This window comes from Paenibacillus gansuensis, assembly GCF_042684925.1.
GTDB classification, from domain to species: Bacteria; Bacillota; Bacilli; order Paenibacillales; family DY6; genus Paenibacillus_N; species Paenibacillus_N gansuensis.
In genome coordinates this window covers 186570-199864 of record NZ_JBHUME010000011.1, presented here as the reverse complement: position 1 = coordinate 199864, position 13295 = coordinate 186570, and the positions used below count along the sequence as shown (strand labels likewise).

11 protein-coding genes are annotated in these 13295 nt (G+C 54.9%); 6 read left to right on the top strand and 5 right to left on the bottom strand.

From position 1 onward, the window contains the following. Positions 1-44 precede the first annotated feature (44 nt). Complete coding sequence (locus ACFSUF_RS18210) at positions 45-2294, bottom strand: FAD-dependent oxidoreductase (RefSeq protein WP_377605108.1); 2250 nt, start codon at positions 2292-2294, stop codon at positions 45-47. A 111-nt stretch (positions 2295-2405) separates the two neighbouring features. On the opposite strand from ACFSUF_RS18210, the gene ACFSUF_RS18205 reads away from it, so the two are divergent. Then, positions 2406-3200: an AraC family transcriptional regulator gene (locus ACFSUF_RS18205; RefSeq protein WP_377605106.1), complete on the top strand. Its 795-nt coding sequence runs from the start codon at positions 2406-2408 to the stop codon at positions 3198-3200. Positions 3201-3632: 432 nt separating this feature from the next. Here the strand turns inward: ACFSUF_RS18205 and ACFSUF_RS18200 are convergent, their stop codons facing one another. Next, positions 3633-4004 (bottom strand): GIY-YIG nuclease family protein, encoded by a 372-nt coding sequence (locus ACFSUF_RS18200; RefSeq protein WP_377605104.1) that lies wholly within the window; start codon positions 4002-4004, stop codon positions 3633-3635. Positions 4005-4037: 33 nt separating this feature from the next. Then, on the bottom strand, positions 4038-4793 hold the full coding sequence (locus tag ACFSUF_RS18195) for a DUF2087 domain-containing protein (RefSeq protein ID WP_377605102.1): 756 nt from the start codon (positions 4791-4793) through the stop codon (positions 4038-4040). Between the two features lie 708 nt (positions 4794-5501). Between ACFSUF_RS18195 and ACFSUF_RS18190 the strand changes: the two genes are divergently transcribed. The 3 genes from ACFSUF_RS18190 to ACFSUF_RS18180 all read left to right on the top strand — a co-directional run bounded on the left by ACFSUF_RS18190 (position 5502) and on the right by ACFSUF_RS18180 (position 8805). Next, entirely contained in the window at positions 5502-7736 is a 2235-nt protein-coding gene (locus tag ACFSUF_RS18190; RefSeq protein WP_377605100.1) for an endonuclease MutS2, read from the top strand. A 455-nt stretch (positions 7737-8191) separates the two neighbouring features. Then, positions 8192-8536, top strand: coding sequence for a YkgJ family cysteine cluster protein (locus tag ACFSUF_RS18185; RefSeq protein ID WP_377605097.1), 345 nt, complete (start codon positions 8192-8194; stop codon positions 8534-8536). Next, a complete protein-coding gene (locus ACFSUF_RS18180; protein WP_377605095.1) occupies positions 8533-8805 on the top strand; it encodes a hypothetical protein in 273 nt (90 codons plus the stop codon). The genes ACFSUF_RS18185 and ACFSUF_RS18180 overlap by 4 nt, the downstream gene beginning before the upstream one ends. Positions 8806-8933: 128 nt before the next feature. Here ACFSUF_RS18180 and ACFSUF_RS18175 read toward each other — a convergent pair whose 3' ends face one another. Then, complete coding sequence (locus ACFSUF_RS18175) at positions 8934-10559, bottom strand: copper amine oxidase N-terminal domain-containing protein (RefSeq protein WP_377605093.1); 1626 nt, start codon at positions 10557-10559, stop codon at positions 8934-8936. Between the two features lie 180 nt (positions 10560-10739). Between ACFSUF_RS18175 and ACFSUF_RS18170 the strand changes: the two genes are divergently transcribed. Both ACFSUF_RS18170 and ACFSUF_RS18165 read left to right on the top strand, forming a co-directional pair. Further along, a complete protein-coding gene (locus ACFSUF_RS18170) occupies positions 10740-11507 on the top strand; it encodes a DODA-type extradiol aromatic ring-opening family dioxygenase (RefSeq protein WP_377605091.1) in 768 nt (255 codons plus the stop codon). 90 nt (positions 11508-11597) lie between these two features. Continuing rightward, positions 11598-11927, top strand: a complete 330-nt coding sequence (locus ACFSUF_RS18165; protein WP_377605088.1) for a DUF1904 family protein — start codon at positions 11598-11600, stop codon at positions 11925-11927. Positions 11928-12262: 335 nt separating this feature from the next. Here the strand turns inward: ACFSUF_RS18165 and ACFSUF_RS18160 are convergent, their stop codons facing one another. After that, entirely contained in the window at positions 12263-13288 is a 1026-nt protein-coding gene (locus ACFSUF_RS18160) for an ABC transporter ATP-binding protein (RefSeq protein WP_377605086.1), read from the bottom strand. Between the last annotated feature and the right edge of the window lie 7 nt (positions 13289-13295).

The window sequence follows — 13295 nt, the reverse complement described above, 5'->3', positions numbered from 1 at the left end:
GGCCGAACGTATTCGGCCGTCTAACTATGTTGAAACACCAAACCTCAATACACCTGTACCTCCACAACCTCCGCGCAAGCACTGCCGTTCGTCGACTCCACAACCAGGCGCAAACGAATGGTGGACACTGGTTCCGGCAGGGTATGCACCTGTTTCCGCCGACGGTTGTTTTCCTCGCCTGCAATGGCCTTCCAGCTGTCCCCGGTCCAAGCTTCCAGCCGGTAGTTTCGAACCAGCTCGGGAATCACCTCAAAATCCGTCCGATGATGATGCAAGTTAATTAAATCCTCATTGACGTCATCGTTAAAAATGACCTGAACCGTACTCACCTGCACCGGCTCCTGCCAAGACAGCTCAATCCATGGCTGTGCATTCCCGCCGTCGAACGGTTCGGACACCCATAGATGCGGGCCGCCATAAGGCCGTAAATAGCCGTCAACCGCTTTGTCTGGCGTAAATACCTCGGTCTCGCCGTGCAGGCGGAAGCAGATGGTTTGGCGGGCCAGCGGTTTCATCGTCCATTGCGCCACCGGCTGGTCGGGCTGCTGGTCGCCGAAGTCTTTGGAAACGATTTGGCGGTCGCCCTTCAAGAACGAGAGCACTCCTGTGACAGGCTCGTCGGAAGAATAAATAGTTAATCCTTCTTTCGCCTTGATCACCACAAACGCATTTTGTGCCTCTTCGACAACCCACTCTACCGGCACGGAAACCCACTGCTTTTCGCCGGTGCCTACTACGGCTGACCCGCTTGCTTCCAGCGTGTGCGGCACATAGTTTTCCTTCCGGCCTGTAGACCAAATTTCTACCTCTAATGTACTTACCCGATCCGCATCCACCAACAGATCCAACCCCGACAATCCCCGGGTAATCGGCACAATTAGCCCGTAATCTCTTGTCAGCTTATGCTCATGAACCGGGGTTTCCACGGTAAGCGTACGGCGCCAGCTCGAGGCGGAAACCGATGCCCGCCTCGCCAGATTTGCTTCCTCCCGCAGCGCGAGCCCGATGACCGAAGCATCCTGGCGCAGTAAGGTCTGCTGCAGCGCCTCCAGATGCCCGCGCCCGAGTTCACGCGGCGTCACCTGCTTTTGCACGCACAAGGCTGCCCCCGTGCCGGCCGCTTCGCCGATGACAGCGCAGGTCGCCATTACGCGCGTCGTACCGAAGGCGACATGGCTGGCGCTAATGTTCCGCCCCGCGAACAGCAGGTTTGAGACGTTCACCGAGTACAGCGAGCGGAACGGAATATGATAAATCCCGTCCGCGAACAAGTGCTTCGAGCCGCTTTCTCCCGCGTACATGCCTTGCGGCGGATGCAAGTCGATGGACCAGCCGCCGAATGCGACGCGGTCTTCGAATTCACGCTGCGCCAAAATATCGTTTTGGTTCAGAACGTAGTCCCCTTCGAAGCGGCGGTATTCCCTTTTGCCCGGGATGGTGCCGACCCACTCCAGCGTCATGTTGTCGGCGTCGAAGTTGCCGGAGTTTTTGATATAGTCCCAAATCCCGTAAATCGCCGCCCACAGCTCGTCGCGGATCCGCTCGTTCTCGTGCACCGTATCCAACTCGCCGCCCCATTCGATCCACCAGTAGTGGCAGCCCGAGTCGCCGCTGCGGATGACGCGCTTCATCGGAATCGTCGTTTGCGTAATATCCCGTGCAAAAGAAGGCGGAATAAACTTCACCGGATGCCCGGCGTCTTTGGTATAAAACAAAATGGTACTCCCCAGCGTAATGCTGTCCGGCACTTCCGGCGCCCAGTCTTCATTGAACTCATGGCGGGCCTCCCGGCCGATCCGGTGGCGCGCCCCTGCAAGGAATCCGACCAGACCGTCCCCGGTGCAATCCAGAAAGACATCGCTTTCAAAACGAATCCTTCGTTCAGACCCCATCATCCAACCGGTCAAGGAGCGGATCGTGCGCTCGGTTTCGCTGCCGGAAGCATCGACCTCATGTACATCTGTGTTCAGGAACAGCTGGATATTCGCCTCCGCCCGAACCGCTTCGAGCACAACCAGGTCCCAAAGATATGGATTGCCGTCCGGGTTGCGGTACTGATTTTCCACAAAAAGCTCGCCCATAATCCCCGTTTCCCGCGCATACCGGTTGACCCCGTGGGACGTCGCGCCGCACACCCATACCCTCACTTCACTGCTGGAATTGCCGCCGAGGACAGGCCTGTTCTGCACCAGGGAAACGGTCTGCCCCAGCCTTGCCGCCGCAATCGCCGCACAGACGCCGGCAAGCCCGCCGCCGATTACGGTAATATCTGAAGTTACGATTTCCTGTCTCATTACCATCACCTCTTCCATATCTATAATTACAGTATAGGAAGAGTGATTTACTTTTTCCATGCAATGAATTACGATTTACCATATACTTTATTTCACAAAAAAGGTGGCGCTATGAGCGGAAAAAACAGCAGCTATCCTGTGCCCGTCTGTACCATGCACCGGTATTGGATCCGAAAAGAGACGTTTGAGCTGGCCCAGGATCGGTATGACAGTTGGGTGGTTTTTGCGGTGGAAGAAGGGCGCTTCTTGTACCAAATCGGGGAGGAAGAGGGGACGGCGGGATTTGGGGATGTGGTGTGGTGCCCGCCCGGAACCGTGTTTTACAGGGAAGTACTGGAGCCACTAACCTTTCACTATTGCGAACTGGTGTGGGAAGGCGAACCGCCGCGGCTACCCGTCAAAGTAACACTGAAGGACAGGGCAAGATTATTGTCCACTTACGAATATGCCAAAATCGGCTTAACCGGACCCGAAGCGCAAACGCCGACCGCCTGGCTGCAGCACTTTTTAGCGGATGTATGGCTGATGGCGATGAGGGAGACGGCGCGGGAGGAGGACGCCCGGGTGGCAGCAGCAAAGGACCCGATCATGCAAAAAGCCGCGCAATGGCTGGAAAAGCACGCCTACGACAAGCGGCTCATTAAGGAGTTGGCCGCCGAGTTGGGGCTGAGCCCGGTCCAGCTGGCACGCCGGTTCCACCAGGAGTTCGGCGTCACGCCGGTGCAGTACGTCACATCGCTGCGGATCGAGCGGGCGGGGCGGCTTTTGCTGGAAAGCGACTGGACGCTGGACCGGATTGCCGCCGACTGCGGCTACGAGAACGGCTTCTACTTAAGCCGCGTGTTCACCAAGCACAAACAAATGAGCCCCTCGGCGTACCGGAGGCTGTATCGGGTGCAGGTGTAGAGTGGGCGGGGCGATCTCGTTTATATCTAACACATGAGATATCAGCGGCAGGCGCTGCACCCCGTTTCCTATATAGTGTACAATTTCCAATCCGCCTTGCTTCTAGTCCTGATCGATTCCTTATGGAAATCCATTTCTTTGTTGTGTTGTCCCATTACCTTCGTTAGCGTGAATTTGAGGGGTTCTAAAGAAACTTCAACCGCGTTTTTCCTTAATCTGATGCCAGGTGTGCACGATAAGGAAAAACGCGGTCGATGTTCTCCGCAAAGCCGCCATTTTTCCGGATGTAAGGTAATCCGGCAGCAGAATAGGGAAGTTGGTTTCCATAAATCATCGGGGTGCGTGGAAGGGACAAAATTAGGGTGACTTTCGAATAGAGGGGTACGAAATGCGCAGTATCGGGCAGCTCCTTTTGTAGTTATTCCGCTGCGCTTACTCCCCGTCTTTTTTCTTATGATACCCCTTCTCCCCGTAAGGCTGCAGCTGCTCAAGCCATTTGTCTTCGAGCTTCTTCAGCTCGTCTTTTTCGTCGATGAAAGGGTTGTCGCTCTCCTTCAGCACCTCCAGCACAGTGAGGTCAAAAACCTCGCTCCCGAACTCCTGAAGATCCTGTTGCAGCTCCTTGTTCATGTGCGTTTTCATGTTCAGCTGCATTTGGACGCCGTTCAGGGAACGGAGGTTGCGGGTGGTGTTGAGAAATATTTTGCCGTTGCGTGTGTTCCGGATCTGGTAGATGCCCGCCTCGGTCTTGATTTCTTTATACTGTTCCTGCAGCTCTTTTCTTCGGTTGTTCGTGCGGTTCATAGTCGTTTCTCCTCTCAGCGGCCGCCTCACGGGCTAAGCCTGTATCCAATATTCGCTGCCGTCCGGCTTGCGGTCCATAAATCCGTATTCAATCAGGTACCTCCGAAGGGTGACAAAATCCGCATACCGCGCCTTCAGCACCTCGTTAATCTCTTTCTCCGTGTATGTCCGTCCCGGCTCGAATTTCGAAGCCAGCTCCCGCAGCACCACCAGTTTGTACTTCTCTTGAATGTGAAAGGTGGTAAGCGGCCCGTCCGTCCCCTGCGGAAAATATTTCGCGATCGCCTCATCGTACTCTTTGCGCGTCAGATTATAGCGTTCGTCCACCATGCGGGCGGTCTTCGGCACATCGACCATCGCGGGCGCATGCCTGTCGTTGTCCTTGAGCAGGTCCATGAGAGCCAGAAATACTTTGGATTGGCGTTCTTTTTCCTTCAGGGCAAAACGGTGGTTCCGGATCGTCGAGGCGCTCCCGATACCGAGTTCCTTTTGGACTTCCGCGTCGCTTTTACCTTCATAAAACTGGCGGAGCAGGGCATTCTGGTGTTCGGTGAGCCCGGTGAGCTTTTTGTCCATTTGGATGAGATAGTGAAACACGGATTGATGCGCCTTCTCCACATGCACGCGGATGTACTTGGAAGCCTGGTACAGCACACCGTTTTCCGGATAAATGATACCGTCTTCGTAGGATTGCCCGCAAAGCAGACAAATATAGTGATGCTGTTCCTGGACATACCCCTGTTTCATTTCGGTTAAGGAGGCGTTCCAAAAGCGTTCTGTAAGGTCCATTAAACAAACACTTCCTCAGTAAGTTGATTAATATATAGACATAATATGTTTTTGTCTAGTGAATGTCAACGAGCGGCGGTACCCCTTTTGATGGAAAAAATGATTATAGCAGTTCGTTCCCTTTGACTTTGTGCCGCAACATTGCATATGATAAGAGTAACTCGCACGTAGGAGGAAATTTTATGTCCAGGGTCGTTCTTAACTAAATTAATTTCATAGCGGTTGTGTGTTCAAAAAGAGGGACACTACCCGTCTGTCCGCGGAGCCTGACTCGTTCATAAAGAATGAGAGTGGAGCGCAGGAGATGGTGGGTTTCGTCTGCTTCTGGAGCACTGACCGGAAATTATAGTTAAGAACATAGGGATTCCTACGCCGATTTATACGCATCCGGTGAATAGAACCTTGCTCTTACGAGCAGGGTTTTTTGTGTCCGGAGGGGCGGTGCAGCAGGGAGCAGAGCAGCTGAGGCAGCTGTAGTCTGTTCGCATGGCTGTATCCGGATTGAGGCAGAAGATGAACGTTTTGTTCAGCTTCTGCTTTTTTGCGTTTTTTTGGGAAAAAAGGCGGCGGGGAATGGTGCGAGAAACAACGTGTGCGAGTGGAAAGCAGGTTAGCAGCAGGTTGAAAATAAGCAGAAATCAAGTGAGAAAACAGAAATGCCAGTAAGCCGAAAAGAAAACTGAAAATAGAAGGGCAGGAGTTAAGGCGATGAATTTTGATGCAGCGAAAGCATTGGAATACGGGAAAGTGAAAGAAAGAATCATGGATTTCGCCATGAGTTATTTAGGGAAGGGGCACATCGAGCGGATGCAGCCGCTGACGGAGGAGCGGGCGGTGCGCCGGCTGCTGGACGAGGCAGCGGAGGCGATGGAGGTGATCCGGCACGGCGCGAGTGTGCCGGTGCCGTCTTTGGAAGGGATCCAGCCGGTGATGAACGGCATGGGAAAAGGGCTGCTGCTCACCGTGGAGCAGCTGCTGGCCGTGGCGAAGCTGCTCGAGAGTACCGAGCAGCTGAAGCGGTTCATGGCGAAACGGGCGGATGCGGCGCCCGGGGTAGCTTCTTATGCGCAGTCGCTGTACGACCTGAAGGCGGTGCGCAGTGAAATTGAGCGGTGCCTGCGGAACGGGGGCATCGCGGATCAGGCAAGCGCCGAGCTGGGCAAGGTGCGCAAGAAGATCGGGATCGCCGAGGAGCGGATCAAGAAGAAGCTGGAAGGTACGATGCTTAAGTACCGCAGCTATCTGCAAGAGGTGATCATCAGCATGCGAGGCGGCAGGTATGTGCTGCCGGTGAAGAAAGAGTACCGCAAAATGATCCATGGCGCGGTACTGGATGAATCGTCAAGCGGGCAGACGGTGTTCGTAGAACCGTCGGATATCGGCGCGCTGACGTATGAGCTGAACGATCTCCGCGCGAGCGAGGCGGCGGAAGAGATGAAGGTACTCGGCCTGCTCACCGACACGGTCGAGGAGCACCGGCACGAGCTGGGGGTGAACCTGGAGACGATCGGGCATTATGATTTTCTCTTCGCGAAGGCGAAGTATGCCCGGTCGATCGACGGAAGGTCCGTGGAGCTGAACACGGACGGAGTGACACGGATCCGCAGCGGGCGGCATCCGCTGCTGGGGAGCGGGACGGTGCCGCTCGATTTTGAGATCGGCGAGGGGTACACGGCCTTGATTATTACGGGGCCGAATACGGGAGGTAAGACCGTCACGCTGAAAACCGTTGGACTGCTGACGATGATGGTGCAGTCCGGACTGCCGGTTCCGGTGGGCGAGGGGAGTACGTTTGCTCTGTATACAAACATTCTAGCCGACATCGGGGACGGACAGAGCTTGGAACAGTCTTTAAGTACGTTCTCGTCTCACATTAAGAATGTGATTCATATTTTGCGCTGTGCGGGCCCTTCGACACTGGTGCTGCTTGACGAGCTGGCCTCCGGCACCGACCCGGGCGAGGGCATCGGGCTGTCGATCGCGGTGCTTGAGGAATTGAAGCGGCGCGGAGCAACGTTGATGGCAACAACGCACTTTAACGAGATCAAGCGCTTCGCAGAGGCCGCTCCGGGCTTCGAGAACGCGAGCATGCAGTTCGACCCGGTGTCGCTGCGGCCGCTGTACCGGCTCACGATCGGCCAGGCCGGCAGCAGCTACGCCTTCCAAATCGCGCAGCAGCTAGGCATCGAGCCGCGGCTGATCGCCCGGGCGAACGAGATCACCTACGGGGCGCTGGACGCGGGCTCGGGTACGGGTGCGAGCCTTGGCAGCGCAGCTGTCGGCAGCGGGCTGGCGACGCCCGGTTCCGGCTCCGATCCTGGCTCGGCCGTTGTGCCGGACGCAGCAGCAGCCCGCGACGGCGGCGGCCGGGGCCTTGGCGCGAGCACAGACGTCGCCGTTGCCACGCCGCCAGCCGAGGGCGGCCTGCCATTGGCCGGCCCGTCAGCGCCAGGTGCCCCGGCCCCCGGCCTCGCTGGCCCCGTCACTGGCGCTGCATCGCCCGGCGCCCCCGGCTCCGCCGGCCCCCTGGCCGCCCGCGGGCCGCGGATCTCGCTCGAGGCGGCTCTGAACCCGGCCGCCCCGCCCGAGCCCGCCTCCGGCGCAGCCCTCAAGCCGCCTCGCCCCTCAGCGCCCAAGCGGCAGGAGCCGCTGCAGACGCCGTTCAGCACCGGCGACTGCGTGTGGGTTCACTCGCTGAAGCGGACCGGCATCGTATGCGGACCGCCCGATGCCAAAGGCGACGTACCGCTCCTCATCCAAAAGGAGCGCGTCAAAATCAACCACAAACGCCTCTCCCTTTACATCAGCAAGGAGAAGCTTTACCCTGAGGGCGATTATGACATGGACATCGTTTTCGAATCCAAGGATATCCGCAAACAGCGAAAACAGATGATGAAACGCCACGACCCGACGAACATCATCGTGAAGCCGAAGGAAGAGTAACCTCCACTGACCGCTTGCCTGCAACAGGTGAGCGGTTTTTTTTCTGTAAATGAGCCCAGTCCAAACATTCCTGCCACTCCGACCGCCATCTCGCGCACCAACTTCCACCTAACGAACCCAGCACACCTTATTTGCCCAAAAACCAGCACATGGAGATTCTAACGAACTCAGCACACCTTATTTTCGCTAAAAACACAGTTTCCACACTCCTTAAGACCCAATAAGACGTCTACGATTCGTTAGCCCGGCAAAAGCCCCAATTTTGGCAAAATAGCGTGTCTACTATTCGTTAGAGCAGCTGCTCATTTATTAACTCCGAAGTTTCCCCGCCCAGTAACCAAATCTCATCCAATGTCGTCCTACATTCAGAGACTCCCCAGATCCAACATCCCTTGTTGACCCAGTATCCCGAAAAAGGTACGATACCACTGAACTCAATCAATGGAGGAACGACAATGACCCTTCCGTGTCAAGGCTGCAGGGGGCTATGTTGCGGGCCGGTGCCGGTGACGGAGCAAGAGATTACAGCCATCCGCAAAAAAGTAAAAACCATGCCCGCCAAGCAAAAGCAGGAGCTCCAGAGCCAGCTGAGGTTTCCGGGAACGTGTATTTTTTTCGATCAAACTAACGACCGCTGCGGCATCCATTCCGTCCGCCCCCAAGTCTGCCGCGATTTCGGCTACTATCAGGACATGGTGTGCTTCCGTAAACCCGAAGCAGCGACCAAAGTTCGTTCCGGCTACGCGCTGCGCCACAAGGCGATCTTGTCTGTGGACCTGACTTGGGCGGATTTCAAATGACAGCAGAAGAGTCTTTAAAACGTACCTACCCTTATGAAGTTCACATATATTTTAGATATTTTGCTGAATGCTATCTGATTCCCAGTGTCAAATTTGAGAACATTAGATGGATTATAGAGGACCTAAAGAATAGAGAGAACAAAGACCTAATTGATGGACTGGCAAGGGAAGCGAAGCTATTGCGAGATAAAGAAAACTGGGATTATGTGAAAAAATTCATTAAGAAGCATGCTTTGCGTTCCTTAGATAAAGATAAGCCGAAAATATGATTGGACCTTATTATTGATGTCCTAAATTAAGCAAAATGTGGCTTTACCAAATGGAGACGGGAAGGAAAGGGGGCTGCCCCCAAAGGTATAAATACCTTTTGGGACAGCCCCCTCTTTATCTGCTAAACCTACATCGCCTTAGTCAACTTCACAGACCAGTCCTTCGTGTTCCAGTTCACGTCCCAGCCCAGCAGCTCGGTGATGAAGCGGAGAGGAACAGCAGCACGGCCGTTTTTGTCGGCGATCAGCTTGGTGCCGATTTGTTTCTTCATGCCGTTCACTTCCATGTAGTCCGCACCGATCCAGAACGTCAGCGTGTCGCTGCCGGCTTTGACCCAGACGGTGTTTTTGCCGTCCCAGCTTACGTTGGCGCCGATGCCCTCAGCAAGGTAACGCAGCGGGATGTACGTCGTGTTGCTCCAGATGAATGGAGTGGTATCCATCATGGTAGTCTTGCCGTTAATTTTCAGGGTCTTGCTGTTGATTTTCATCCAAACGGTCGCCATGCCAGGAGCCGGAGTGGACGGTGTGCCGGGATTCGACGGCATCATTGGCGCGTCCTGGAACTTGTCGTTGAACTGTGCTACGATCGCGCCGCCCAGGTTTTGACCTACGCCGAATACGAATTTGTAGGCTTCGCGGAACGTTTTGTAAGCTGCTGTATAATCGCCTGCTGCATATTTATCTAGAGCGCCCTGAATCTGCATCTCGTGCGTGCGAAGGGCATCTTGGGCCGCTTTGGTAGGCAGGTTCTCGGCAGTCGCCGTACCCAAAAATGCGCCGAATTCCGTAGAGAACATGTCGATTCGCTTCATGATCTGCTCTTTGGCTGCCGCATCGCCTTTTTTAGCTGCTTCCGCCAGGTCGCTTTGGGCTGCGATGTGGTTCGTTACCCATATTTTTTCGAATTGGTCCGCGCCCGCTTGGCCGTAAATGGATTGGATCGCACCTTTAAAGTCGGCAGTGTTTCCTTTTTCAGCTTCGATGAGGGCGTTATAATCTTTGGCCCCGTCATACTGCTTCTGCATTTCCAAAACGGAAAGGGCCACATGCTCGGAAACCAGGCTGTTCAGTGTGGAGCGCAGGTCCGCTGCTTTGGTGTCTGCTTTCGTATTCATGAATTTCTCCGGCATTTGTGTCGTGATGGCACCGGATAAGGCTTTGCTGATCGTAAACATCGTTTTGAAGCCTTCGCGGAACGTATCGTATGCTCCTTTAAAATCACCTTCCACGTACTCGTCAAATGTCTCCTGTACCTGCTGTTCATGTAGTCTCACCGCATCTTGCGCTGCTTTAGCCGGCAGTTTGCCGCCCGTAGCCGTACCCAGGAATGCTCCGAATTCAGTAATGAATCCGTCCACTTGAGCTTGCGCTTTTTTGATTCCTTCGGCATCTTTGGCTTTCATTGCTTTCACTAAATCGTCCGTATATTTATTGTGTGCTCTGAAGATCCGGTTGAACTCTGCCGCACCGGCCTCGCCGTAAAGCGATGCGATCGCAGGCTGCATATCCAAGGCGTTTTGATCCAGCGCGTCATATGCGGCTTGGGCGTCTTTTGCACCGTCATAAGCTTTGGTCATCGCTGTTACTGCCAGCACAAAATGCTCCGACAACAGATAATCCAATCCCGCCCGCAGGTCTGCTGCAGGTGTAGATACGGTGGCGCGCGTCATAGGCGGCGTTTCAGCGTAAGCCAATGTGGGAACTAATAGAGATAGAGATAGTACTGGTGCGATGAACTTTTTCATTTTCATACAAATTCACTCTCCTATAGTTTTGGTTTTCATAGTCTAATGTCGTCTCGTGTAGTAGAACGGAGGGGTTACGGATTTGGATCACCGATGATCAAAAAAATTTGTTTGTTGCTTTCAAAAGGGTACTGCTATAAACTTACTTACATAAAGTAAGCGTAAAAAGCGAAGGAGGCAACCCCCATGATTTCTCCCTTATTTATCGCCCACGGTTCGCCGATGATGGCAATTGATGATAATGAATGTGCGTTGTTTTTGCAGGAGTATGGCAGGACGTTGAAGCCTAAGGCGATTGTACTGTTCAGCGCCCATTGGGAGACGGAAGTAACGGCGATTTCTTCTTCCGATGAGGTATATGAGACGATTTATGATTTCGGCGGGTTCCCTAAGGAACTGTTCGAAGTGGTCTACCCGGCAAGGGGTTCCTCGGAGGTTGCAAGTGTGGTGGCGGAGCGGTTTGAGGCTGCGGGGATCGATTATGTGAAGAATACAAACCGGGGTTTGGACCACGGCTCCTGGGTTGTGCTGTCACGCTTGTTCCCGGATGCGGATATCCCGGTTGTTCAGCTGTCAGTCAATCCCTATGCGCCGGCGGAGCAGCAGTACCGGATCGGAGAGGCTTTGCGCGGCTTGTGCGAGCAGGATATTCTCGTTATCGGAAGCGGGGCGACGGTGCATAATCTGCGGATTTTGAACTGGGGCAGCACAGCGGTGGAGCCATGGGCGGTTGCTTTTGACGATTGGATTGTAGACCGGATGCAAAAAAGGCAGCTGGATGATCTGTTCCACTATGAAGAGCGTGCCCCGGAAGCGCGGCGTGCGGTGCCTCGGGCGGAGCATTTTGTGCCGATTCTGATTGCGTTTGGCAGCGGGGATCCGGATCATGAACCGGAAGTGATCCACCGGAGTTATGAGTTCGGTTCGTTGAGTTATCTTTGTATGAAGTTTTGAGGGAGAAGCAGTAAATCTGCGGCAGCTCGTGATAAAATGGGGAATCATGTCCGATCATTTATCGCGGGGAAGAAGAGGAGTGTGCAAGTTTTGCCTCAATTAAGAGTCAGAGGAATATCCGCAGAGCAAATGGCTGCCGTCAGTACGGATCTGGTCCAGGAGATGGGGCAAATTTGCGAGTGCGGAGAAGACAACTTTACGATCGACGTGTTCCACGTTACATCCGTGTTCGGCGGGCGGACGGTGGAGACATATCCGTTCATCGAGGTAGCCTGGTTTGAGCGCGGGAAGGAGATCCGCGACCGCTTGGCGGCTTGCATCACCAAGCATGTACAGTCTCAGGAGATCGCCGAAGTGGAAGTGGCGTTCACGGTGTATCGGGAGGAAGAGTATTATGTGAATGGGCTGCCTTGCGGATAAGCGGGGCAGCCTCTTTTTGTTTCCGTTGGATTGCTGTTTGGTGTTCCTTGGGGGCTTGAGCCTCTGAGCCACTCGAGCCGCACTTATGGTAACGAATTTCGCTAATCTGCTGCCAGATTACCTTATTTGGGCGCATTCTTTGGGATTTTCGTCCGCAACGACAACGAATTACCATATCCGGTCGTAAAAGTGTCGTTTTATGGTAATTCACTGTCGGTTGGCAGCCGGAGAGCCTCACTTTAGCCTCATTTATGGTAATTGCGCGACAGAATAAGGAAATTGGTTATCAAAACTGCTGCCACTAGGCCGCCGACACTACATTTACCTAACTTCAATTACACCGCCGCCACCGGCTCAGTCGCTTCCACGACCCCAGCCTCCTCCGGCTTAGCCTTATACACCTCGCGGATCGCGTCTTCAATATCAGGCTCCTTGACGCTGAGGTCCTGGATCGGGAGCTTCCGCGACAGGTCGGCGATCAGTTCGGCAGCGGTGATGCGCTGCTTTTCGAACTGGTACCAGATCTTCAGCCCCTCCTGCTTCAGCACTTCCGCCGCAGGGTGGGCGATGTCCGCGCAAGGCCGCTCGAGTTCCACAACGAGCTGCCGCTTCGGGGTCAGCTTGCCGATCAGCGTACCGATCGGTCCGTCTTCGACGACTTTGCCGTGGTTCACGATCACCAGGCGGCTGCACAGCTGCTCGACATCGTCGAGGTCGTGCGTGGTCAGAATGACCGTCAGCCCGCGCTCGCGATTCATCTGTTTGATGAAGTCGCGGATCGCGTGCTTCGCTTCGGCGTCGAGCCCGATGGTCGGCTCGTCGAGGAACAGCACCGACGGCGAATGCAGCATCGCCGCCGCCAGATCGCCGCGCATCCGCTGCCCGAGGGACAGCTGCCGCACTGGCGTATCCATGAACTCGCCGAGCTTGAGCACGCGCTCGAGCGTCGCCATAGTCTCGCGGTAGGTCGACTCGTCGACCTGATAGATCCGGCGCAGGAGCTCGAACGACTCCGCGAGCCGCAAGTCCCAGTACAGTTGTGTCCGCTGCCCGAACACAACGCCGAGCTTGCCGACCACGGCTTTGCGGTCCTCCTGCGGCGAAATGCCGCAGACCCGGATCGAGCCCGAAGTCGGGTGCAAAATGCCGGTGAGCATCTTAATCGTCGTGCTCTTCCCGGCGCCGTTCGGCCCGATGTAGCCGACAATTTCCCCCGGCTCGATCTTGAAGCTGATCCCGTCCACGCCACGCACCTTGCGCCGCTCCGGGAACAATAAACCTTTCACCGCGCCGCGTAATCCGCCTTCTTTTTTCACAACCATATATTCCTTAACGATATTATCGACTTCAATGACTGCCATACCGCAC